Source organism: Brevibacillus gelatini (assembly GCF_003710935.1).
Taxonomy (GTDB): domain Bacteria; phylum Bacillota; class Bacilli; order Brevibacillales; family Brevibacillaceae; genus Brevibacillus; species Brevibacillus gelatini.
The window spans coordinates 60,537-84,142 of the sequence record NZ_RHHS01000037.1 but is presented as its reverse complement, the minus strand read 5'-3'; the positions used below and the strand labels follow the sequence as shown (position 1 = coordinate 84,142).

The 23,606-nt window shown below is 54.1% G+C and carries 24 protein-coding genes and 1 pseudogene; all 25 read left to right on the top strand.

The genetic code is table 11. The annotated features are described in order from the left end of the window. The first annotated feature begins 41 nt into the window (after positions 1-41). Positions 42-1,371, top strand: a pseudogene (gene paaK / locus EDM57_RS15715) (phenylacetate--CoA ligase PaaK). A gap of 47 nt (positions 1,372-1,418) precedes the next feature. Then, positions 1,419-2,192: an enoyl-CoA hydratase-related protein gene (locus EDM57_RS15710; RefSeq protein ID WP_122905643.1), complete on the top strand. Its 774-nt coding sequence runs from the start codon at positions 1,419-1,421 to the stop codon at positions 2,190-2,192. A 9-nt stretch (positions 2,193-2,201) separates the two neighbouring features. Continuing rightward, positions 2,202-2,978, top strand: coding sequence for an enoyl-CoA hydratase-related protein (locus EDM57_RS15705; protein WP_122905642.1), 777 nt, complete (start codon positions 2,202-2,204; stop codon positions 2,976-2,978). Between the two features lie 23 nt (positions 2,979-3,001). After that, positions 3,002-3,859 (top strand): 3-hydroxyacyl-CoA dehydrogenase family protein, encoded by an 858-nt coding sequence (locus EDM57_RS15700; RefSeq protein ID WP_122905641.1) that lies wholly within the window; start codon positions 3,002-3,004, stop codon positions 3,857-3,859. Next, positions 3,843-4,598 (top strand): 3-hydroxyacyl-CoA dehydrogenase family protein, encoded by a 756-nt coding sequence (locus EDM57_RS15695; RefSeq protein WP_122905640.1) that lies wholly within the window; start codon positions 3,843-3,845, stop codon positions 4,596-4,598. The genes EDM57_RS15700 and EDM57_RS15695 overlap by 17 nt, the downstream gene beginning before the upstream one ends. After that, positions 4,595-5,794 carry a thiolase family protein gene (locus EDM57_RS15690; protein ID WP_122905639.1) on the top strand — a complete coding sequence of 400 codons (1,200 nt, stop codon included), beginning with the start codon at positions 4,595-4,597 and terminating at the stop codon, positions 5,792-5,794. The genes EDM57_RS15695 and EDM57_RS15690 overlap by 4 nt, the downstream gene beginning before the upstream one ends. A 37-nt stretch (positions 5,795-5,831) precedes the next feature. Continuing rightward, entirely contained in the window at positions 5,832-7,031 is a 1,200-nt protein-coding gene (locus tag EDM57_RS15685) for a thiolase family protein (protein ID WP_122905638.1), read from the top strand. A gap of 30 nt (positions 7,032-7,061) precedes the next feature. Then, positions 7,062-7,478 carry a thioesterase family protein gene (locus tag EDM57_RS15680; RefSeq protein WP_122905637.1) on the top strand — a complete coding sequence of 139 codons (417 nt, stop codon included), beginning with the start codon at positions 7,062-7,064 and terminating at the stop codon, positions 7,476-7,478. Between the two features lie 162 nt (positions 7,479-7,640). Further along, complete coding sequence (gene paaX / locus EDM57_RS15675) at positions 7,641-8,468, top strand: phenylacetic acid degradation operon negative regulatory protein PaaX (protein ID WP_122905636.1); 828 nt, start codon at positions 7,641-7,643, stop codon at positions 8,466-8,468. Positions 8,469-8,603: 135 nt separating this feature from the next. After that, a complete protein-coding gene (locus EDM57_RS15670) occupies positions 8,604-9,482 on the top strand; it encodes a branched-chain amino acid ABC transporter permease (RefSeq protein ID WP_122905635.1) in 879 nt (292 codons plus the stop codon). Then, entirely contained in the window at positions 9,483-10,511 is a 1,029-nt protein-coding gene (locus tag EDM57_RS15665; RefSeq protein ID WP_122905634.1) for a branched-chain amino acid ABC transporter permease, read from the top strand. Next, the gene (locus EDM57_RS15660; protein ID WP_122905633.1) at positions 10,508-11,275 is read left to right on the top strand and encodes an ABC transporter ATP-binding protein; all 768 of its coding nucleotides are present in this window, start codon (positions 10,508-10,510) and stop codon (positions 11,273-11,275) included. The genes EDM57_RS15665 and EDM57_RS15660 overlap by 4 nt, the downstream gene beginning before the upstream one ends. A gap of 11 nt (positions 11,276-11,286) precedes the next feature. After that, complete coding sequence (locus EDM57_RS15655; protein WP_122905632.1) at positions 11,287-12,030, top strand: ABC transporter ATP-binding protein; 744 nt, start codon at positions 11,287-11,289, stop codon at positions 12,028-12,030. Between the two features lie 38 nt (positions 12,031-12,068). Beyond that, the gene (locus EDM57_RS15650; RefSeq protein ID WP_122905631.1) at positions 12,069-13,271 is read left to right on the top strand and encodes an ABC transporter substrate-binding protein; all 1,203 of its coding nucleotides are present in this window, start codon (positions 12,069-12,071) and stop codon (positions 13,269-13,271) included. A 102-nt stretch (positions 13,272-13,373) separates the two neighbouring features. Then, positions 13,374-14,201 (top strand): methyl-accepting chemotaxis protein, encoded by an 828-nt coding sequence (locus EDM57_RS15645; RefSeq protein ID WP_122905630.1) that lies wholly within the window; start codon positions 13,374-13,376, stop codon positions 14,199-14,201. 120 nt (positions 14,202-14,321) lie between these two features. Continuing rightward, entirely contained in the window at positions 14,322-15,290 is a 969-nt protein-coding gene (paaA, locus tag EDM57_RS15640; protein ID WP_122905629.1) for a 1,2-phenylacetyl-CoA epoxidase subunit PaaA, read from the top strand. Between the two features lie 10 nt (positions 15,291-15,300). Continuing rightward, positions 15,301-15,648, top strand: a complete 348-nt coding sequence (gene paaB / locus EDM57_RS15635) for a 1,2-phenylacetyl-CoA epoxidase subunit PaaB (RefSeq protein ID WP_122905628.1) — start codon at positions 15,301-15,303, stop codon at positions 15,646-15,648. A gap of 17 nt (positions 15,649-15,665) precedes the next feature. Next, positions 15,666-16,499, top strand: a complete 834-nt coding sequence (paaC, locus tag EDM57_RS15630; protein WP_122905627.1) for a 1,2-phenylacetyl-CoA epoxidase subunit PaaC — start codon at positions 15,666-15,668, stop codon at positions 16,497-16,499. Between the two features lie 14 nt (positions 16,500-16,513). Further along, positions 16,514-17,017 carry a 1,2-phenylacetyl-CoA epoxidase subunit PaaD gene (gene paaD, locus EDM57_RS15625; RefSeq protein WP_122905626.1) on the top strand — a complete coding sequence of 168 codons (504 nt, stop codon included), beginning with the start codon at positions 16,514-16,516 and terminating at the stop codon, positions 17,015-17,017. Between the two features lie 25 nt (positions 17,018-17,042). Then, positions 17,043-18,485 (top strand): NAD-dependent succinate-semialdehyde dehydrogenase, encoded by a 1,443-nt coding sequence (locus EDM57_RS15620; protein WP_122905625.1) that lies wholly within the window; start codon positions 17,043-17,045, stop codon positions 18,483-18,485. Between the two features lie 210 nt (positions 18,486-18,695). Beyond that, a complete protein-coding gene (locus EDM57_RS15615) occupies positions 18,696-19,586 on the top strand; it encodes a cytochrome c oxidase assembly protein (RefSeq protein ID WP_122905624.1) in 891 nt (296 codons plus the stop codon). A gap of 33 nt (positions 19,587-19,619) precedes the next feature. Next, positions 19,620-20,078, top strand: coding sequence for a DUF420 domain-containing protein (locus EDM57_RS15610; RefSeq protein WP_122905623.1), 459 nt, complete (start codon positions 19,620-19,622; stop codon positions 20,076-20,078). A gap of 110 nt (positions 20,079-20,188) precedes the next feature. Continuing rightward, positions 20,189-21,124, top strand: coding sequence for a heme o synthase (gene cyoE, locus EDM57_RS15605; protein WP_122905622.1), 936 nt, complete (start codon positions 20,189-20,191; stop codon positions 21,122-21,124). Between the two features lie 136 nt (positions 21,125-21,260). Further along, entirely contained in the window at positions 21,261-22,175 is a 915-nt protein-coding gene (locus EDM57_RS15600) for a COX15/CtaA family protein (RefSeq protein ID WP_122905621.1), read from the top strand. 300 nt (positions 22,176-22,475) lie between these two features. Continuing rightward, positions 22,476-23,246, top strand: a complete 771-nt coding sequence (locus EDM57_RS15595; protein ID WP_122905620.1) for an MBL fold metallo-hydrolase — start codon at positions 22,476-22,478, stop codon at positions 23,244-23,246. The last annotated feature ends 360 nt before the right edge of the window (positions 23,247-23,606 follow it).

The window sequence follows — 23,606 nt, the reverse complement described above, 5'->3', positions numbered from 1 at the left end:
AAGCATCTGAAGACATAACGATACGGAATGGGGGAAGCGGCATGATCTTTAATACGGAAATCGAAACGATGTCGAGAGAAAAAATGACTCAGCTCCAGCTGGAGCGCTTGAAGGAAACAGTCGCGCGCGTGTATGAACGAGTGCCGTTTCACAAAAAAGCGTTTGACGAAGCAGGGGTAAAACCGGAGGACATCCAGTCCATCGAGGACATCCGGAAACTGCCGTTCATGAAAAAAAACAGACCTGCGGGAAAATTACCCGTTCAAGCTGTTTGCAGTAGATATGAAGGAAGTCGCCCGCATTCACGGCTCGTCGGGTACAAAAGGCAAACCGACGATTGTCGGCTACACGAAAAAGGACCTGGAAAACTGGGCGGAAATCGTGGCCCGCGCGATCTGCTGTGCTGGCGGCCAGCCGGGAGACATTTTCCACAATGCTTACGGCTACGGCCTGTTCACAGGAGGACTGGGCCTGCATAACGGAATCGAGTATCTCGGTGCAGTAGCGGTTCCTGTGTCCGGCGGCAATACTCCCCGCCAGATCACGCTGATCCAGGACTTCCAGCCGCGCGGGATCGCAGCGACTCCTTCCTACGTGCTCAACATCGTCGAGGAAATGAAAAAGCAAGGGATCAATCCGCGGGAAACGAGCGTCAAATACGGAATTTTCGGGGCAGAACCGTGGTCCGAGGAAATGCGTGTACAGCTTGAAGAAGCGCTCGATATTAAAGCAGTGGACATTTACGGCCTGAGCGAAGTCATGGGTCCAGGCGTGTCCATCGAATGCCATGAAGCGCAGGATGGCCTGCATATCGCAGAAGACCATTTCTACGCCGAAATTATCGATCCGAAAACAGGCGAAGTGCTGCCTTACGGACAGGAAGGCGAGCTTGTCTTCACCTCTTTGACCAAAGAAGCGTTTCCTGTAATCCGCTATCGTACAGGAGACATTGCTTCGCTCAATCCGGAGCCTTGCAAGTGTGGCCGCACGACCATGCGCATGTCCCGGATCAAAGGCCGCGTAGACGATATGCTGATTATTCGCGGCGTCAATGTGTTCCCGACAGAGATCGAGTCAGTTTTGCTCACCTTCCATCAACTGGCACCGCACTATCAGGTTGTGATTGAACGCGACGGTGCGCTTGATCGGTTTGAGGTGCACTGCGAGCTGACACCAGAGTACGCGAGCGAGATCAGCGGAAACGAAAGCACTGCTTTGTCCCATCTCGTCAAAGAGATTGGCCATATGATTAAAAATACGTTGGGCGTATCCGTTGTGCTGCGCATCCAACCGCCAAATTCCCTGACGCGCAGCGAAGGAAAAGCAATCCGCATCGTAGACAATCGGGGCAAGGCGCAAGCAGCGATTTAACTTGCGAATAGCGGATCGACTACCTGCGAAAAAGGGTGTGAAAACGCATGGCTTATGAATACATCCTGACAGCCAGCGAGGATGGAATCGGAATTATTACGCTGAATCGACCGAAGATTCTTAATGCACTGAATTTGCAATTGGTGGATGAGCTGGTGGCCGAACTGGAGCGGATGGATCGGGACCCGGACATTCGCGTCATAATTTTGACGGGCAATGACAAGGCATTTGCCGCCGGAGCCGACATCAACGAGATGGCCGAGGCGTCCGCAATCGAGATCATGAAGCGGGACCAATTCGCCGTCTGGGACCGGATGTCGCTCATTTCCAAGCCGATTATCGGCGCAGTCAGCGGCTTCGTGCTCGGCGGCGGCTGCGAGCTGATGATGAACTGCGACATCGTCATCGCATCGGAGACAGCCGTAATCGGGCAGCCGGAGATCAAGCTGGGCGTCATGCCGGGAGCAGGCGGCACACAGCGGCTGACCCGTGCGGTCGGCTTGCGCAAGGCGATGGAAATGCTGCTCACGGGCGAGCCGATCTCGGCGAAAGAAGCGCTGCGCTACGGGCTGGTCAATCGGGTCGTGCCTGTAGAGGCGTACTTTCAGGAGGCGCGCAAGCTGGCGAAGCAGATTGCCGCGCAGCCGCCGCTCGCCGTGCAGGTGATTAAAAAGGCGGTGCACAAGGCAGACGATTTGCCGCTCGGAGAAGGCATGGATTACGAGCGCAACGGCTTTTATCTGTTGCTCGCAAGCGAGGATCGCAAGGAAGGCATGCAAGCTTTCCTGGAAAAGCGCAAACCCCGGTTTACGGGTAATTAGGAGGCGGCCATGTACGAGACCATTCTTTACGAAGTATCGGAAGGCGTAGCAGTCGTGACCTTGAACCGGCCGGACAAGTTCAACGCCTTTACCGAGCTGATGCACAAGGAAATCATTGCAGCGCTCAAAGACGCGCAAAAGGATGACGCTGTGCGCTGCATTCTCCTGACGGGAGCGGGTCGGGCATTCAATGCCGGACAGGACCTTGGCGAAGTGTCTGGCGGCGAGGTGGACTTTGGCGGATTTTTGCGCAAGCGCTACAACCCGATGATCCTCCAGTTGCAAAAGACGGAGAAACCGATTGTCGCCGCGGTAAACGGTGTGGCAGCCGGAGCAGGCATGAGTCTGGCGCTCGCCTGCGACATTCGTTTGGCGTCGGAAAAGGCGTCTTTTGTCAACGCATTTGTCAGCATCGGGCTTGTCCCCGACTCGGGCGGCTGCTACTTCCTGCCGCGTATCGTCGGCATCGGCAAGGCGCTGGAACTGGCGATGACGGGAGAAAAAGTATCGGCAGAGGAAGCGCTGCGCATCGGACTCGTAAACAAGGTGTATCCGGCGGAGAGCTTCATGGAAGAAGCACTGGCCTATGCGCGCAAGCTCGCTGCCCTGCCGACGCGCGGGATTGGCCTCATCAAGCGCACGATGTACAAAGGGCTGGAAATGGGACTGGAAGAGACATTGGAGTACGAGGCCTATGCACAGGAAGTCGCAGGCAGCACAGCGGACCACAAGGAAGGGGTTGCGGCCTTCATGGAAAAGCGCGCTCCCCGATTTACCGGCCGTTAGGAGCGAAGGGAGGCACAAGCCTAGTGAATACGAAAACAGTAGGCGTCATCGGTGCGGGAACGATGGGAGCGGGCATCGCTCTCGTCTGTATCCGCAAAGGACATCAGGTAGTGCTGTTGGACGCCAATCAGGCGGTTTTGGACAAAGCGCTCGCCTATTTGCAATCCATTTTGGGCAAAGACGTGGAAAAAGGCAAAATCAGCGAGCAGGAGCGGGCAGAGACACTGGAACGAGCAAAGCTGGTATCGGATATGGAGCAGTTGGCGCAGTGTGATATTGTCATCGAAGCCGTGCCGGAGCGCCTCGACTTGAAAAAAACCATTTTCAGCGAGCTTAGCCGGATTTGCCGGGCGGATGCGCTATTACTCACCAATACTTCCTCCATTTCGATTACGCAAATTGCTGGAGGGCTTCCTCATCCCGAGCGTATTCTCGGGTTTCATTTTTTCAACCCTGCGCCTGTCATGCCGCTGGTAGAAGTCATTCGCGGCAAAAAATCGAGCGAGGAAAATGTGCAGGCAGCCTATCGCTTCGCAACGGAGCTGGGCAAGGTGCCTGTGCTGGTGACAGACACGCCCGGCTTTATCGTCAATCGCATCGCGCGTCCTTACTATAATGAGGCGTTGCGCATCCTGGGCGACCACGTCGCAGAGGTAGAGCAGATCGACCGGATCATGAAGCGCGCGGGCGGGTTCAAAATGGGACCGTTTGAGCTGCAGGACATGATCGGCATCGACATCAATTTTGCCACAACCGAATCGGTGTATACCGACTTCTTCCATGAAGGACGATTCAAGCCCAGCCGGATTCAGCAGCGGATGGTTCAGGCCGGCAGCCTGGGCAGAAAGACGGGGGAAGGCTTCTATGAATATGACAAATAAGGCGGTCGTGCTCGCGGGCACAAGCCCGCTTTTTGCAGAGCTTCACCAGCTTTTTACAGAACAAGGATACCAGGTGCTTTCTGTAGCGGACGCTGCGGCAGACCCTGCGGCGGTTTCGCTTGCGGTTGAGGTCAATAGCCTCGATTTGCAGCAAAAGGGAGAGCAGATTCGCGCGCTGGACAGCCTGCTTGCCCCGTCAGTGCCGATCATCACAACCACGCTTGCCGTTACGGCGACAGAGGTGGCTTCCTGGACGCAGCATCCCGAGCGGGTGTGCGGGTTCGGGACGCTCGTGCCGCTGGTGGAGCGGGAGCTGATCGAGATCGCGCCTGCCCTGCAAACAGCGCCAGAGACGCTTCAAGCGACAGAAGCCTTTTTCCAGTCGCTCGGCAAAGAGACGGAAACCGTCACAGACGAGGTAGGGTTGGTTTTCCCGCGCATTCTCTCCCTGATTATTAACGAGGCAGCGTTCACGCTGATGGAAAAAGCGGCGACGGCCAGCGATATTGACATCGCGATGAAAAAAGGCACCAACTACCCGTATGGACCGCTGGAATGGGCGGATCGCATCGGGCTGGACGAAATTTTTGCCATTATTCGAGGCTTGCAGCGCGATCTGGGGGAGGAGCGTTACCGCCCGGCGCCGCTGCTCCGAAAGCTGGTGCTGGCAGGACGTCTCGGCGTGCGCAGCGGGCAAGGCTTTTACACCTATGAGGAAAAGGCAGGTGTGAAGGCATGACGATGAAAAAAAACGACGTATACGTGACGGCTGCCGTGCGTACGCCAATCGGCAAGCTGGGAGGCAGTCTGAAAAATACCCCCATTGATGACCTGACAGCGATTGTGCTGAACGGCGCATTGGCGCAGGCAGGACAAAGCGGCGATGCCGTTGACGGCGTCATTATGGGCAATGTCATCTCGGCGGGACCGTTTATCAATATTGCCCGTGTAGGTCTGCTCAAGGCAGGGCTGCCCGAGACAGTGCCAGGGCTGACGGTGAACCGGGTGTGCGCGTCCGGGCTGGAAGCGGTCAATCTCGCTGCCCAGTCCATCCAGGCAGGACACAGCCAGGTTATGCTCGCAGGCGGGGTAGAAAATTTGACCCGTTCCCCGTACATCATGGAAAAATTCGAGCAGCCGTACCAGCGCGGCAACCAGACGCTGATGGAATCGTTTGGCGGGCCGCGCTCTGCGCCTGTGTCGCTTTACGGCGATCTGACCATGGGCGATACCGCAGAAAATGTGGCGGAGCAGTTTGGCATCAGCCGCGAGGAACAGGACCTGTTTGCAGCCGAAAGCCAGCGCCGCGCGATAGCGGCCATAGACGCCGGACTGTTCAAGGACGAGATCATTCCCGTACTTTTGCGCGGGAAAAAAGGGGAAGAAACGCTGTTTGACACGGATGAGTTTCCGCGCCGCGACTCCACGATTGAGTCGCTGGCCAAGCTGCGTCCTGCCTTCCGCAAAAACGGCAGCGTGACCGCAGGCAACTCCTCGGGGATCAACGATGGCGCGGCGGCTCTTTTGCTCATGAACGAAGAAATGGTAAAGCGGACAGGAGTCACTCCGCTCGGGCGAATCGTGCATTTTGCCTGTGCCGGAGTCGATCCGCGCATCATGGGCATAGGACCAGTCGCCGCCATCCGCAAGCTGCTTTCCGAAGTCAGCATGACGGTAGACGACATCGACCTGTTCGAGCTGAACGAAGCGTTTGCCTCCCAGTCGATCGCCTGCATGCGCGAGCTGGGGCTTGATCCAAAAAAGACGAATGTAAACGGCGGAGCAATCGCTTTGGGCCATCCGCTCGGCATGAGCGGCGCACGGCTGGCAGGCACGATTCTGTACGAGCTGCGCCGCCGTCAGAAAAAATACGGTATCGTCTCGCTGTGCATCGGCGGCGGCCAAGGGCTGGCCACGCTCGTAGAGGCGTTGTAGCGTAAAGACAAGTCCTACTGCATTGGAGGAGTGGAAGATGAAAAACGCTGTCATTATCGATGCTGTGCGGACGCCAATCGGACGGATTGGCGGTGCGTTGAAAGAGGTGCGCCCGGATGATCTGGGGGCATTGGTCATTCAAAAGCTGCTGGAACGAAACGACATAGACCCCAAGACGATAGATGACGTCATCATGGGCTGCGCCAACCAGGCAGGCGAAGACAACCGCAATGTGGCGCGCATGTCTTTGCTGCTGGCGGGCGTGCCTGTCGAAGTGCCGGGCGTGACGGTCAACCGCTTGTGCGGCTCCGGTCTGGAAGCTGTCAATCAGAGTGCCAATGCGATCAAGGCCGGCGCAGGTCAGGTGTACATCGCAGGCGGGCTGGAGAGCATGACGCGCGCTCCGCTTGTGATGATGAAGCCAGGGAACGCTTTTCAGCGCGGAAACCAGCAACTGGTCGACACAACGCTCGGCTGGCGGCTGGTCAACGATAAAATGAAAGAGCTGTACCCGCCGATCAGCCTTGGGGAGACGGCGGAGAAGGTCGCGGAGCAGTACGGCATCAGCCGCGAAGCACAGGATGAGTTCGCGCTGCGCAGCCAGCAAAACTACGCCCGCGCCCTCGCAGAAGGAAAATGGGCGCAGGAGATCGTTCCGGTCGAACTGAAAGGACGCAAAGGGGATGTGACATTGTTTGACCGCGACGAACATCCGCGTCCGGAGACGACGATGGAACAACTGCAAAAGCTGAAGCCCGCTTTTCAGGCAAACGGCACGGTTACTGCCGGCAATTCCAGCGGCTTGAATGACGGGGCAAGCGCTCTGCTCGTCATGGAGCAGGAGGCAGCTTTGGCAGCCGGGTTGAAGCCGCGTGCGCGCATCGTCGCGTCCGCAGTGGCAGGGGTCGATCCGTCCGTCATGGGCATTGGCCCTGTTCCCGCAACTCGCAAGGTGCTGAAACAGGCGGGCCTGACACTTGAACAAATCGAACTGTTCGAATTCAACGAAGCGTTTGCCGCCCAGGCAGTAGCCTGCGTGCGCGAGCTGGGCGTCAACCCGGACCTGGTCAACGTCAACGGCGGAGCGATTGCGCTGGGCCATCCGCTCGGGGCAAGCGGCGCGCGTATCCTCACGACGCTGCTGTACGAGATGGAGCGCCGTGAAGCCCGTTACGGCCTGGCTGCGATGTGCATCGGGGTGGGCCAGGGAATTGCCACCATTATTGAGCGCGTATAGGCTTTTGCGGGAGACGGGAGGCGAACGTGCGTGAAGGAAGGACTGCAACCGGGGACGACTGCCGAGTTTACGGTGGTCGTCACCGAAGACATGCTGCCCAGGTTTGAAGGCGAGGTCGTGCATCCGGTCATGTCGACTGTCAGCATGATCTACTACATGGAGTGGGCAGGACGCCAGGTGATTTTGCCTTATTTGGAAGAGGACGAGGAAGGCTCCGGCTTCGCTGTGGACATCCGTCATGTTGGACCCGCAGTAGTCGGCCAGACAGTGACGTTCAGGGCTGTTTGCCAGGAAGTGACAAAAAAACGGGTGGTGTGCGAGGTGACAGCGGACACCGCTCGCAATCGCGTCGGGGTCGGAACGTTTACCCAGGCGATCTTCAACAAGCACGAAATCAGACGACGGTTTGAGGCGTTGCAAGCGGAGATTGGCGCGGAAAATAAATAGTACAGAATAAATTGACTATTTCAAAATGTTCTAATATAATTACGTTACCAAAACGTAATATAATTTTACCGTCATACTCTCGATCGGTTCACTCACTTGCTAGAGAATATGGTACAATTTCACAGCGAATAGGTATGAATCGATCTGGGGGTTGAAGAAAACGTGAAGCCACAATCCATGCTTTTTACGATCTACGGAGAATATGTCCGACATTACGGAAGCGAAATCTGGATCGGTAGTCTGACACGGCTCATGGGAGAGTTCGGACTGTCCGAGCCTGCTGTTCGCGCAGCGATCTCCCGGATGCTTCGCCAGGGCTGGCTGGAATCGAGAAAAGTAGGCAACAAAAGCTATTACTCGGTATCGGAGCGTGGGAAAAAACGGCTGGAGGAAGCAGCGGCCCGCATTTATAAAGTCGAGACAGATGTTTGGGACGGCAAGTGGTGCATTGCCAGCTACAACATACCGGAGGAGCGCCGCGCTCTGCGGGACCAACTGCGCAAGGAACTGGGCTGGATGGGCTTCGGGATGCTGACGACGAGCACGTGGATCAGCCCCAACAACCTGGCAGACCGGGTGAAAGAGCTGACCGAGGCGCACGGGATCACAGAGCACGTGGAAATTTTCAGCGCAGAGCATCTGGGCTGGAGCGATCCCAAGCAACTGGTGCAAAAATGCTGGAACATTGATGAGATCAACGCGAAGTACAAGGAATTCATCGACACGTACCGCGAGCAGTTCGAGCAGCTGTCGGCGAAGATTCATAGCGGCGAGGGAGTTGCGGACAGCCATTGCTTTGTGGAAAAGACCAAGCTTGTCCACGAGTACCGCAAATTTTTGTTTATCGACCCGGACCTGCCGCAAGAACTGCTGCCAGCGCTGTGGCTAGGCAAAGAAGCCGATCAATTGTTCCAAAACTACTATAAACTTTTGAATCCAGGGGCAGTTCGATTCTTCGAGACGGTGTATGAAGCTGCACCCGTCCTTTAAGCGATTGCTACGAAGAAAGCGCCCTAGTGACCTGCTAGGGCATTTCTTCTGCAATATGTTTTCCAATTTGTAAAATGTAAGCGTTTTAGATGGTAGGTAGGGTTGGACGCGAAACAAAGGGGGTACAGCACGAATATGACGGAACTGTTACAGTATGTCGCAAACGGCCTGGTCAGTGGCGGTATTTATGCGATTGTCGCGGTCGGATTCATCACGATTTACAATGTGAGCAAGGTCATCAATCTCGCACAGGGAGAATTTTTGATGCTGGGCGGCATGGTGACAGTTGCCTTGATCGGGATGAATCTGCCGTACGGACTTGCAGCGCTGCTCGCCATCTTGGCAGTGACAGTAATCGGTATCATCATGCAGAAGTATATTATCGCGTATGTGAAAAAAGCTAATCCGATTAGTTTGATAATTTTGACAATTGGCATTTCCACCTTGATACGAGGTATCGCCAGCTTTATTTGGGGAAAGGACGCTTTTTCGCTCGCACCGATCACAACAAACGAGCCAATCTCATTCGGCGGTGTGACGATCGCGACGCAAAGCGTGTGGATTTTGGCTGCTGTCCTTATCGTTTTGTTGCTTCTCTGGTACTTGATGGAAAAGACGATTTTAGGGAAAAAAATCAACGCCTGTTCGATCAATCCGATGGCGGCGCGCCTGATGGGGATTTCTCCCACGAAGATGAGCATGCTCGCCTTTGCCATCAGCGGGGCCACCGGAGCGATTGCAGGGATCGTGATTGCGCCGCTTAACGTGACCTCCTACGACATCGGTGTGCTGCTCGGAATCAAAGGATTTTCCGCAGCCATTCTGGGCGGTTTGGGCAATCCGCTCGGCGCAGCGGTTGCCGCCTTTTTGCTCGGGATCGTCGAGTCGCTCGGAGCAGGATACGTCAGCTCCGGCATGAAGGACGCAATTGCGTTTCTCGTCTTGATTGGCATGCTGCTGGTGAAGCCATCCGGCCTCTTTGGAGAACGCAGTGTAGGAAAAGGAGGGCTGTAGATGAAGCAGTTGTTGGAGAAATGGGGAAAAGGCATCGGCATTTATCTGGCCTTGATGATTGTGTTCCCGTTCGTGATGCCGGATGAGTATTACCGCTCGGTCGGGATTATTATCGGGCTGCATGCCATCGTGACCATCGGGCTGTGCCTGTTGATGGGGCTTGCCGGACAGATTTCGCTCGGACAAGCAGCCTTCTGGGGACTCGGCGCTTACACGTCCGCTGTCCTGACGACGAAGTACGGGCTGTCGCCGTTTGTCGGCCTCGTCGCCTCGGCAATCGTTCCCGGCTTGTTCGCTTTCCTTCTCGGCAGGGCAATCGCCGGACTGCAAGGCTACTATCTCGCCATGGCGACCTTGGCTTTCGGCTATATCGTCCAGATTGGCATTACCGAATGGGAGCCCGTTACTGGCGGGGCAAGCGGGATGATTAGCATTCCGCAGGTGCCGTTCTTCGGCGACAGCGAGCTGTCCATGTACTATCTGATCTGGGCGATTGTCACCTGTGTGCTGGTGTTTTCGCTCAACCTCATGCATTCGCGGGTCGGCAGAGCTTTTCGGGCGATTCACAAAAGCGAGATTGCCGCTACCTCGATGGGCGTTGACGTGCGCAAGTTCAAGCTGAACGCCTTCGTGGTCAGCGGGATGTTCGCCGGAATTTCCGGAGGCCTGTACGCCCACTACATGGGAATTCTCGATCCGCAGCCGTTCGGACTGCACGAATCGATCAAGTTTCTCACGATGGTCGTCATCGGGGGGATGACCAGCATTTGGGGCGCGTTGATCGGTACTGTGCTGATCGGTTTTATCAGCGAAGGATTGATTCTGCTCAGCGAAGTCATTCCAGGCTTGCAAGGCGACGTCGATACGATTGTCTTCGGCGGCATTCTCGTTTTGATCGTCATGTTTATGCCGGAGGGGCTTGTGCCGCGTATCCGTTCCGCCTATGAAAAAGCGCAGGCCAAAAAGGCAAAAGAAACAGCCGCGAAGACGCAGTCTGGCGAGCGGGTAGAAAGGAAGGCGGCAACATGACTACTTTGCTGGAAGTGCAAGAGCTGTCCCGCGACTTTGGCGGGGTACGAGCAGTCAACCAGGTGAATTTTCAGGTGCAGGAAGGCGAGATTCTGGCGCTGATCGGCCCGAACGGCGCGGGGAAAAGCACCGTGCTGAACATGGTGTCGGGTGTCATTCCGCCCTCCGAAGGCGAGATTCGCTTCCAGGGCAGGCCGATGGCGCGGGTACCCGGCTACGAATACGCCGGAATGGGAATTACCCGTACCTTTCAAAACCTCCAGACATTTGACGATATGACCGTACTGGAAAACGTCATGGTGGGGATGCATACGAAGACGCGCGCAAGCCTGTTCGCGTGCGGCATGAGCCTGGGCAGCGCGAAAAGAGAAGAAAAAATGATGGAACAAAAAGCGCACGCCTGGCTCGGACTTGTCGGGCTGGCGTCGGAATCCCGGCAGCTCGCGGGAAGCCTGCCGTACGGAAAGCTGAGACTGATGGAGATTGCGAGAGCGATGGTCGCGGAGCCGAAGCTGCTTTTGCTCGACGAGCCGGCAGCAGGCTTGAACCATACAGAGACAGCGGAGATGAGCCGGATGTTTTGCGATATTCGCGACAGCGGCACGGCGATTTTGCTGGTAGAGCATGACATGGACATGATTATGACGATTGCAGACCGCATCGTCGTCCTCGATCAGGGGACGAAAATTGCGGAAGGAACCCCGCGTGAAATCCAGGAGAACCCGCGCGTCATTGCGGCCTATTTGGGAACGGAAGAAGAGTAGGGGGAAGACAGATGGAGAAAGCGATTTTGAAAGTGGACAACATCACGGCTCGCTACGGTCCCGTAGAAGTGCTGCACGGCATTACAATGCAGGTCAACGAAGGGGAGATCGTCTCGCTGCTCGGCGCAAACGGCGCAGGCAAAACGACGCTGCTGAACTGCATCTGCGGACTGCACAGCGCAAAGCAAGGGAAAATCTGGTTCCGCGACACAGACATTACGGGGATTCCGGCCGAGCTTGTGGTGCCGCGCGGGATGGCGCACGTGCCGGAGCGCAGGCAAATTTTTTCCACGCTGACCGTAGAGGACAACTTGTGGCTCGGCGCTTCTCATCGCATGCCGAAGACGAGCAAAAAAGAAATCGCCAAAGAAATGCAGACAGTTTACGAGCGCTTTCCGATCCTGGCGGAGCGGAAGTGGCAACTAGGGGGAACGCTTTCAGGGGGGCAGCAGCAAATGCTCGCGATTGGCCGGGCGCTTTTATCCAGACCGCAGCTTTTGCTGCTGGACGAGCCGTCGCTTGGCCTCGCTCCGCTGATTGCCAAGGAAATTTTGACGATTGTGCAGGAGATTCGCTCCCAATGGGGCACGACGGTGTTGCTGGTCGAGCAAAACGCTCGCGCTGCGCTGGCCATCTCCGACAGGGCCTACGTCCTGAGTACGGGAGAGGTCATGCTGGAAGGTACCGCCGAAGAGATCAGCAACGATCCGCGAGTGCAATCCGCTTATTTGGGTCATTCCCACAAAGCGGTTTGACATTATAAAGAAGACAGAAAATCGAAGGGGGCTTTACGATGAAAAAACGAATCGTCAGCAAGTGGCTGTATCCGGTTGCGATTGCTTCTCTTGTCATGCTCAGCGCCTGTGGCGGCGGGCAGCAAGCGCAGCCATCCGGCGGCGAGCAGCCTGCAGCGACAGGGGCAGAGAGCAAAGAACCGATCAAGGTAGGGGCGATTTTCTCCCTGACTGGCCCGAACAGCCCGCTCGGTGTACCGGAAAAGCAGGCGGTTGAGCTGCTGGTCAAGGAAATCAACGGAGCCGGCGGTGTGGACGGCCGTCCGCTGGAAGTGGTGTTCGAAGACGACAAGTCGGATAACACCGAAGCGGTCAAAGCGATCAAAAAGCTTGTTTCCAAAGAAAAAGTAGTCGCTATGCTCGGTTCATCAGGCACCGGTCCTTCCCTGGGGATGGCGGAGTTTGCCGCAGCCGAGAAGCTGCCGCTGATCTCGATGGCAGCAGCCGACCAGATTACCAACCCTGTGCGTGCGGGCATTTTCAAAACACCGCATACCGATGTGCATGGCACAAAGCGCGTGTTTAAATATCTGAAAGAAAAAGGCATTACGAAAATCGCCATGCTCAACGACAGCAACCCGTACGGAAGCGGCTGGACAACCCAACTGAAAAAGTATGCGCCGGAGTACGGCATTACTGTTGTGGCCGAAGAGAAGTACGGCACGAAGGACCCGTCCATGAGCTCCCAGTTGACCAAGATCAAGGGCACGGATGCACAGGTGCTGATCGTGGCAGGTACCAACCCTGGCCCGGCGACGATTGTAAAAGAAGCGAAGCAGTTGAACCTTGGCATTCCGATCATCAGCAGCCACGGTTCGGCGAACAGCAAGTTTCTTGAGCTGGTTGGCGATGCGGGCGAAGGCGTCCTGATGGTAGCGGGCAAGCTGCTGGTGCCAGATCAGATCGATGCGAACGATCCGCAAGCGGCTATCATCAAAAAATTCTCGGAAGGCTACAAGGCTGCGTACAACGAGCTGCCGGACGGCTTTGCCGGATACGGCTACGACGGCTTGAACCTGCTCGTGGAAGGCTTGAAGCAGGCGGGCGGCGATGCTTCCAAGCTCGGTGAAGTTTTGGAAAAAGTGAAGTACGTGGGTGTTACAGGGGAGTTTACTTTCTCTGCTGACGATCACAACGGCTTGACGGAAGACAGCATGATTATGGTCGAAGTGAAAGATGGCAAGTTCCAGATTTTGAAATAACAAAATTGATGAAACAGTAGGCGACGATGGCTGTTCTTTCCGCAGATGTGACAGTTGCGGGGGGAATAGCCGTTTTCGTCCCCCGGCGAGGAGGGATAGATGATGTCTCAGCTCTTAAACAGCTTGCTTGCGGTCGCACCCATTTTGCAAAAAGCGTTTTTGTTTGATTGCATGGTCGGGGTTACGGACCGGGAAAAGTTTCTCGCCTACTATCCGGCAAAGGGGCTGAATCTGGGGATCAAAATAGGCGACCCGCTGCGCCCCGGCAGCATCAATGCAACAGCCATCGCCGAAAACAAGCGGGTCGTGAAAAAAATCTCCAAAGAAATTTACGGCATTCCCTATATAGCAGTCGGCTATCCGATTGTCGAAAACGGACAAGTGGTGGGCTGCCTGGCAACAGGGGTGACTACCGACCAGGAAGACCGTTTGCGCAGCCTGGCGGAAAATTTGACGGAAGCGCTGGAAAACATTGCGGCGCATACGGAAAGCCTGGCCAAAGACGCAGACCATCTGGCGCAGGCCAGCCACACCCTGAGCGACGCAGCCAGCCAGATGGAAGTGAAAATCGCAGAGACGACGCAAATCAACAAGCTGATTCGCAACATTTCCACCCGTTCCAACGTGCTCGGCCTGAATGCCGTGCTGGAAGCTGCGCGGGCCGGAGCGGCAGGGCGAGGATTTTCCGTCGTGGCTGAGGAGATTCGCCAGTTGTCGCATACGACTTCGATGTCGGCAAAGGATATTTTTCGCATTTTGGATGAGATGAACGCTCTCGTCGGTACGGTGTCTGCCGAGATGGAAAAGACGCTGAATCACAGTCTGCATCAGTCTACGCGCATACAGGAGCTGGATGCGGTCATGCAGGAGCTGCGGCAAATGGCAGAGCAGCTGAAGAAGGCAGCCGTGCTATCCGGGCGGCAGGAATAGGAATAAGCGGGTTCGGCCGGAAGCGTATTGCAAAAACGTATGACGTTATGTTATTATTACGTTATAAAAACGTAGCATAATTTTATCATAATGGACAACAAGTTAAAGGAGGTTTTCTCCATGCAAACACAGTTGGAACGTTCGAATCTGACGGAAAACGAAAAAATGGAAGCGTTTTTAGCGAGAATCGATCGTGGGGAAAAGATCGAAGCGGACGACTGGATGCCGGACGATTACCGGAACCAACTGATTAAGCTGATTTCGATGCACGGGATCAGTGAGATCATGGGCGCTTTGCCGGAAAAGGAATGGGTTCCAAAGGCACCGACATTGCGCCGCAAGCTGGCGATCATGGCCAAGGTGCAGGACGAGATGGGGCACGGACAGCTTTTGCTGCGCGTAGCAGAAGATTTGCTTGCACCGCTCGGCAAGACGCGCGAAGACTTGATGCAAGATTTGTTTGCGAAAAGACTGAAATTTCACAATGTATTTCACATGGAAGCGCCGACATGGGCAGATGCCGGGGTGATCGGCTGGCTGGTCGACGGAGCCGCGATCATTACGCAATCCATGTCGCTCGATACATCGTATGCGCCGTATGCGCGGGCTTTGCACCGCATCTGTGCCGAGGAAAAATTCCATGCGCAGCATGGCGAGAGCATCGTTCTGGAGCTGGCAGAAGGTACGGAGGAACAGCGTAAGATGCTGCAGGAAGCGATTACGCGCTGGTGGCCATCGCTGCTGATGTTTTTCGGACCGCCGGAGAACGGCACGATCACGAGCAACCAATCGACCAACATGCGCTACAAGATTCGCACGCAGACCAACGAAGAGCTGCGGCAGGCATTTTTGAAAAAGTATTTGCCGCGCATTTTCCACCTGGGCTTCACCGTTCCGGACGATACGATCTACTTCGACGAAGCAAAAGATCAGTGGGTGTACCAGCAGCCTGACTGGGAAGCGTTCAAAGAGATCGTCAAAGGCAACGGCCCTCGCTCTGCTCATCGTCTGAACCTTCGGGAAACATCGTATACAGAAACAAAATGGGTGCGCGACGCGATCATGGCGTACGGCCGCCACGTAGGGTAGGTGAATGGATATGAACAAAGAGACAGAAGCCAATAACAACTTTTTCATCTATGAGGTATTCAGCCAAAAAAGCGTAAACGCTTCGTTTGTCCACCAGTTCAGCCTCCTGGCTCCGAACAAGGAAGTGGCCCTGGCGATGGCGCGAGAGAACTTCCTGCGCCGAGAGAGTTGTTTTAATATCTGGGTGGTCAAGCGGGATGACATTTACAGCTTGTCGCCGGAGGAACGCCCGTTTCTGGAGCGGATCGACAACAAGAGCTACCGGGAGACGAAAGGCTACGGGGATTTGCAGGCGAGATGGCGCTATCATCGGGAGCAGTACGAAGCAAAACAAAAGCAAGCAGAAAGTGGCAGCTAAGCAGGGGGGATACAATCATGGGCGACTTTTCACGGGTAGAAACAGTAGAAGCGGCAAAGCAAAACCACGAATACACGCAAGCCTTGACTGACCTGTTGTTCCAACTGGCTGACGACGATTTCATTCTCGCCTACCGGGGCTCGGAATGGCTCGGGCTTGCCCCGCATATCGAAGAGGACGTCGCGTTTTCTTCCATGTCGCAGGATATGATGGGCCATGCCGTGATGTTTTACGAAATGCTGGAGCAGCTTGGCGTGGGCAAGGCAGACGACCTCGCGCAGCTTCGCGCCGCAGATGCGTTCCGCAATGCGATTCTGGTCGAGCGCAAAAACGGGGAAGGCGACTACAACAACGATCCTCACTACGACTGGGCGTATGCAATCGTCCGCAGCTACGTGTACGGCTTGCACAAGCAAGTGCGCCTGGAGGCTTTGCTCCAATCCTCCTACGTGCCGCTTACACTGGTCAGCCGCAAAATGCTGACGGAGCATCGCTACCATCTGATGCACTGGCAAGTATGGCTGAAACAGCTTGCGAACAGCACGCCTGAAGCGCGGCAAAGGCTGGAAGCGGCGATTGAAAAAGTTTGGAAGGATGCGGGAGAGCTTAGCCAGCTTGGCCCGAACGCCGACAGCATCGCCCGCTACGGCTTGATTGCTGCCGAGGACGAGCTGAAACAGAAGTGGCTCACACTTGCGCAGGAAAATTTCGAAAAAGTGGGACTTGTCTGGCCGGGAGAGCCTGGAGTACCAGCGGAGCGCGGCCGCCATGGCCAGCATACGGCTGAGCTTGTACAGGCTCTGGCTACCTTGTCGGAAGTGTATCGCATCGACCCGGCTGCGAGCTGGTAAAAGGGGTGATCTGCATGGCGCAGGAAGGAATGCACGTACACGATGGACTGGAAGCGACATGCTGGGAACTGCTGCAACAGGTGACTGATCCGGAGATTCCGGTCATAAGCATGGTAGAGATGGGGATGATCCACCAGGTGCGGGTAGAGGATGGTGTCGCGCATGTCGACGTGCTCCCTACCTTCGTCGGCTGTCCCGCGCTTGAGATCATGAAAAAGAACATCGCTGAAAAACTGACAGAGGTGGAGGGCATCAGCAAAGTCGAGGTTCAGTTTGTCTACGACCCTGCCTGGACGTCTGATCGCATCGCGCCAGAGGCGAGAGGCAAGCTGAAAAGCTTTGGCATTGCCCCGCCGCCAATCGATTTCAAACCGGGAGATATCTGGGAGGTAGCCTGTCCTTACTGCGATTCCCCGTATACACAGATTGACAACTTGTTTGGCCCCGCTGCATGCCGCAGCATTTTGTACTGCCGGCATTGCAAAAATCCGTTTGAGGCCTTAAAGCCAATCTATTGAAAAGAGATTGAGAGGAGCGATAGTCTTGGGAGAGTACAAACAAATGTATATCAATGGAGAATGGGTTTCCGCCGAGAGCGGGGAAACGATTCAGATCGTCAATCCGGCTACTGGCGAAGTCGTGGGCAGCGCCGCTTTTGGGGATGACCGCGATGCCAAAAAAGCGATTGAAGCTGCGCATGAAGCGTTCGGGAGCTGGTCCCGCCTGACTGCCCGCGAGCGCTCCAAATACTTGTACACCTTGTCCGAACTGGTTAAAAAGAGCCGCGACGAGCTGGCTGGCATCATTTCTGCCGAGATGGGCAAGCCGCTGGGCGAGGCAAAAGGCGAAGTGCTGGGAGCAGCGGACAATTTTGTCTGGTACGCGGAAGAAGCGAAGCGTGTCTACGGGGAGACGATTCCTTCGTCCGTGCCAAACAAGCGGATCATGGTGCTCCGTCAGCCGGTAGGCGTGGTCGGGGCGATTACGCCATGGAACTTCCCGGTGAACATGGTCGCCCGCAAAATCGCTCCGGCACTGGCAGCAGGCTGCACAGTCGTGCTGAAGCCGGCAGAGGCAACCCCGCTGTCTGCAATTCGGCTGTTTGAGCTGATCGAGCAAGCCGGCTTCCCGAAAGGCGTCGTCAACCTCGTCATCGGCAAGCCGGAATTGATTGGCCAGGAATTTATCGAAAATCCAAAGCTGAGCAAAATTGGCTTTACAGGCTCCACTCGCGTCGGCAAGCTGCTGATGGAGGGCGCAGCGAAGCAGGTGAAGCGCGTCAGCATGGAGCTGGGCGGACATGCGCCGTTCATCGTGTTCCCGGACGCGGACCTGGATGCGGCGGTAAAAGGGCTGTTTGAGAGCAAGTTCCGCAACTCCGGGCAAATGTGCATTTGTACCAACCGTCTGTACGTCCACGAGGATGTGGCAGATGCCTTTACCGAAAAGCTGGTCGAGCGCCTGAAACGGGCAAAAGTAGGGGACGGACGCCTCAAAGAGACGGAAATCGGTCCGCTGGTGAACGAGCGCGCGCTGAACAAAGTGCTGGAGCATATTGCAGACGCCAAGGAAAAAGGCGGACAGGTCGTCTACGGCGGCAGCCGCCTGACCGAGGGCGAATACGCGAACGGCTTCTATTGCGAACCGACAGTCATCACAGGCGTGACAGAAGCGATGAAGATTTCGCAGGAAGAAACGTTTGGACCTGTCGTTCCGCTCGTTCGCTTCACAGACGAAGCAGAAGTGGTGCGCCAAGCGAACAACACGCGCTACGGTCTGGCTGCCTACGTGTACACACGTGACAACCAGCGCTGCTTCCGGATGGCAGAGCAGCTGGAGTACGGGATTGTCGGCATCAATGACGGCGCACCGACCCAGACGCAAGCGCCGTTTGGCGGATTCAAGGAAAGCGGCATCGGCCGCGAAGGCGGCCGCTACGGCATGGATGAGTATCTGGAAACGAAATTTGTTTCTTTCGGAATATAGGCCAAACGAGCTTTTTCAAAGGGACCAGAGAGAATCTGGTCTCTTTTTTTGCCAGCGCATTTGTCAATACTTTGTTCATTTTTATTATCAAAGAGAAGAGAATCAACGGTATAATGGAAATTGTATAGAGGGCACCCTTAATAGAGCGATGTCCCGCAACGACTGACGTAGCGAAGCCCCAGGCTTTACTATTAGGAAGGGAGGATTTGAATGGGTCAGCATCAACACGAGCTGTCAGCCATGAACGGGACGGCATCCTTTTCAGATTTGTGGAGTCCCGATGTGATGCTATTCACTCTGCTTATCGCTACGGTATATTTCCTGGTGACAGGTCCCATGCATAAACGTTTTGAAAATGCCACGATGGCAACCACGAGGCAAAAGCTGCTGTTTGTTTTTGCCCTGCTGCTGTTTTACGCAGCACAAGGGAGCCCGATCAGCTATTACGGCCATCATTACTTGTTCAGCTTGCACATGCTGCAGCAATCGATCCTATATTTTGCCCTGCCTCCCATCGTACTTTTGGCGATGCCTGAGTGGCTTTTGGAAAAAATCTTTCAGCCAAGACCGCTCAAGGCAATGCTGCGATTCTTTACTCATCCGTTGGTGGCAGCGCTTGTGTTCAATACGCTGTTTTCGTTTTACCACATCCCGTTTATTTTTGACGCGGCGGCCCTTCATCATCAATGGATGACGGCCTACCATGTTGTTTTGATCCTGGCTGCCTTTGCCATGTGGTGGCCGATTGTCAGCCCGCTGTCCGACAGCAAGAGACAGCTTGCCGGATTGAAAAAGCTGGCGTACATCTTCATCAACGGCGTGCTGATTACGCCTGCCTGTGCGCTGATTATTTTTGCGTCCGATCCGTTGTATGCGACGTACATTTCGGCTCCGCAGCTGTTCCCGAGCCTCAGCACCTTCAGCGACCAGCGGCTTGGCGGAATCATCATGAAGCTGATGCAGGAGCTTGTGTACGGCTCTGTACTCGCCTATGTCTTCTACCACTGGTATAAGCAGGAGAAGCAGGACGACCTGCCGATGGATGAGCAGCCGGCCAGTCTGCTGATGAAATCGCCGCCAACGGAAGAAGGCAGGGCATAGAAAATAGATAGATTATTTGAATGAGGTGTAGAAATGTCCATCTTGCTGCCTACGATAAGCACATCGTTTATCGTCATCAGCGGTATTCTTGTCGCTTGTGGCTGGTATGCGGTCGCGAAGAAACAAATTGACAAACATATGAAGATCATGAAGTGGGCTGCCATCTGTGCAACGATCTTCTTCATCACGTATGTATCCAGAACGGCTTTTGTCGGAAACACGCATTTTGGTGGACCTGACAGCTTGAAGCCGATCTACCAGACGTTTTTGGTCTTTCACATCGTGCTGGCTACAGTTGGGGGAGTAATGGGGCTGGTGACGCTCAGACACGCCTACAAGAACAACATTGCCGCCCATCGAAAAATCGGGCCGTGGACGTCGATCGTCTGGTTTGTTACTGCCATTACAGGAGTTACGGTGTATACCTTGCTCTACATCATTTATCCAGGCGGCGAAACAGCCGGAGTTCTGGACGTAATTTTTGGCAAGTAGGGTGTGCGCTTTTCAAGTTGACTAGCTTCTTTTGCTTTCGATACAATGAAAGTTAGTTCTTTCAATTGAAATTCACACGTTCAGATAGATTCAGACAGGAGGTACAAAACGTGGACCAGCAAGTGACAATGCAGGAATCGCTTGATAGTGAGACGCCCCTGCAGGCACAACCGGGAGAACCGGCAACTTTTCGGGACTACGTAGAACTGACAAAGCCTGGAATTACCATGTCCAACCTGATGACCACCTTCGCTGCTTTATGGCTGGCATCTTACGGTTATCCAGACTGGAAACTGGCGATTTTTACCATGCTCGGTACTGCTTTGGTGATTATGTCGGGTGCGACGTTAAACAACTACTATGACCGCGATCTGGACAAAAAAATGAAGCGGACCAGAGGACGCGCGCTCGCAGCCGGGCGGATCTCTCCACGCGTTGCGATTGTTCTGGGAATTGGCTTGCTGCTCGCAGGTTTGGCCGTGCTGGCGGTATTCGCGAATCCGCTGGCTGCTGTCTGGGGACTGATTGGTCATATTTTCTACGTATTGATTTACACGCCGCTCAAGCGTGTGACCACCTTGAACACCGTCGTAGGCGGAATCTCCGGTGCGGCTCCGCCAGTCATCGGCTGGGTAGCCGTAACGAACAGCATGGACCCGGCGGCATGGCTGCTGTTCCTGATTTTGTTCCTGTGGCAGCCGCCGCACTTCCTCGCGCTGGCGATGCTGAAAACAGAAGAATACCGCGCTGGCAATCTGCCGATGCTGCCAGTCGTGAAAGGTTTTGCCGAAACGAAGCGGCAGATGGTGTTGTGGGGCTCTGTCCTGTTCCCGGCTTCGCTTTTGCTCTTTATCCATGGCAGTGTAGGCTACGTCTACCTGATTGTCATGGGCTTGATGGGCATCGTGTACATGGTGCTGCTGTTCCAGGGCTTCAAGGCCAAAGACGATCTCGCCTGGGCACGCAAGCTGTTCGGCTATTCGATTCTGTATTTGACCATCTTTTGTGCCGTCATCGTTATCAGCACAATGGTGAACCATTATTGACACGAAACACTCACCAAATGTTCACGGAACATCCCTTGCTTGGCAGGGGATGTTTCATTAATGTTAGAGAGGGCAACAGTTAAGAGGCTGCTTTACCGAGAGTCTCAAACATCACAGGAAACAGGGTGTATTCACTATGGAAAAATGGCTGAAACCTCTAGCCGTTCTTGCTACTCTCGTCATGTTTATCGTCATGTTCGCCGGGTCGCTTGTGACCAAAACAGATTCCGGTCTGGGCTGTGGAAACGACTGGCCGCTCTGTAATGGCAAATGGGTCCCGGAGTATACCTTGGCTTCAATTATTGAGTACATGCACCGCCTGATTACAGGCGTAGCCGGCATCGTCGTGGTTCTTTTCTCCGTGCTGTGCTGGCGCCACTATCGGGGTAACCGGGAAGTGCGCAATCTCGCCCTGTTCGGTCTGTTTTTTATCGTTCTGGAGTCCATCCTTGGTGCTTCTGCGGTCATCTGGCCGCAATCGTCTTCCGTGCTGGCTCTGCACTTCGGCTTCTCCCTGCTGGCTTTTACCGGTGTGTTTCTGTTGACCGGGTTCGTGCTGCAGCGGGACAAGATGGCGAGCATGGTCCAGGATACGGCTTCGCGGGGCTTTCGCAATTGGATCTGGCTCGTGGCGGCGTATACTTACGGGGTGGTCTATCTCGGAGCGTACGTCCGGCATACCGGATCGAGCATGGGGTGCAGCGACTGGCCGTTGTGCCAGGGGCAGCTGATTCCGCAGCTCTCCGGTCAGACAGGCATTCATTTTGCCCACAGGCTGGGCGCGTTGGTTCTGGTATTTTTGCTGCTCGGCACGATGATTTACGCGATGCGCCACTTCAAGGAAAAGCGCCGCGATCTGTACAGCGCAAGCATTCTCGCTTTCGTGCTCGTCATCCTGCAGGTGTTCAGCGGCGGATTCGTGGTTTTATTCAAGCTTCACCTGTATGCTACGCTGCTGCACTCGATGATTATTACCATTCTTTTTGGCGTTATCAGCTACATGTGCTTGCAGGCGCACAAGTCGCCGCAGGCTGGCAAGTTGAGAAAATAGAAAACAGAGATAGAGACAGTGATTCGCGCTTGAAAAGGCCGCACTCCCGCTTTTGTGCAGGGGGTGCGGCTTTGTGCATGTTGCGCTTACAGTAATAGCTGACTGAGAGTTCACAGTTTTAATCGTTGGATGAAAAACTCTCATCTAACTACTAGCTGGGGTCTTTGACATTTACTTCTGACCCGTACTGATTCATTATAGCTAATTGGTTAGTCGCAGAAGTTTTTTACATATTTAGTTTTTTATAGTAATATATTACACAGAAAATAATTGAATGTCGAAGATTGAGGGTTGGTTCAATTGATAATTAAATTTTTGGGTACAAGTGATGCACAAGGTGTACCTCGGATCAACTGTAACTGTCAAGTTTGTACCGTCGATGATGGATATAATTGGAGAAGACGCCCGAGTGTTCTTATTTCATATGACAATAAAACAGCTTTACTTGATGTTTCACCCGACTTTAAACAACAATACATAATGCATCATAATCATGGACTAATCCCAGATACGGTGCTGTTCACTCATGCACATAATGACCATATTGCAGGATTGGGAGATTATGCAGATCTATGCTTCTGGAATAAGGTGAATTCTAGAATTGTGGGCTCCCCCGAAGTTATCAGCCAACTCGTTCAGCGTTATCCATATTTGGCTAATAGAGACTCAATAAAGTTTTTTGGATGTAAAGAGTTCACATTAGGAGAGTGGTACATTCAATTTGTAAAAGTAAACCATGGGCATAATGGATATTCTTACGGCTTGGTCTTTTCTAAAAAGGACTATAGATGGGCATATGTGTCGGATTCATTTAATATGACTGAAGAACAACTTAGTTATTTTCTGAACCTTGACACATTGATACTTGGTACATCTTATTGGGAGGAAAAGACCCAAAAGGATAAACGCTCAGTTTATAGTGTAACGGAAGCTTTTGAAATTAAAGAAATTTTAAAACCTACAAAAATGGTTTTGACACATCTATCGCATGACATTAATGCCGACATTATGAGTAAACAATTGCCGGAGAATGTTTTTTTTGCATTTGATGGTATGGAGCTTCAATTTTAATATCGAGAGTTAATGAGTAGGAGATAAAATGCATGAAAATACTTTTCATCCTTACAGGCTATCAACTATATCTACCTGAAGATTCATTGGATGAAGATATTGCTATTGCAGACCAGATTTTTTTATAACCATTTCTTAGAGCTGCTTGTTTTACTGCCGGGACGTGTATTGGAAGTCTTAATCCGAATGGAGACTGGCTCCCTGCACGTCTCTTTCCTTGTGCAGTTTTTCTACGGTGTACATAACCAATGGGAGAATACCACACTCTCATTGTCGAAAAGAACCTATTTCGCTGACCGCTAGTGTTGCATTAATTAATCTTCATCATATTTACCCCCGCATGTGCTTAGCAGCCCCTTT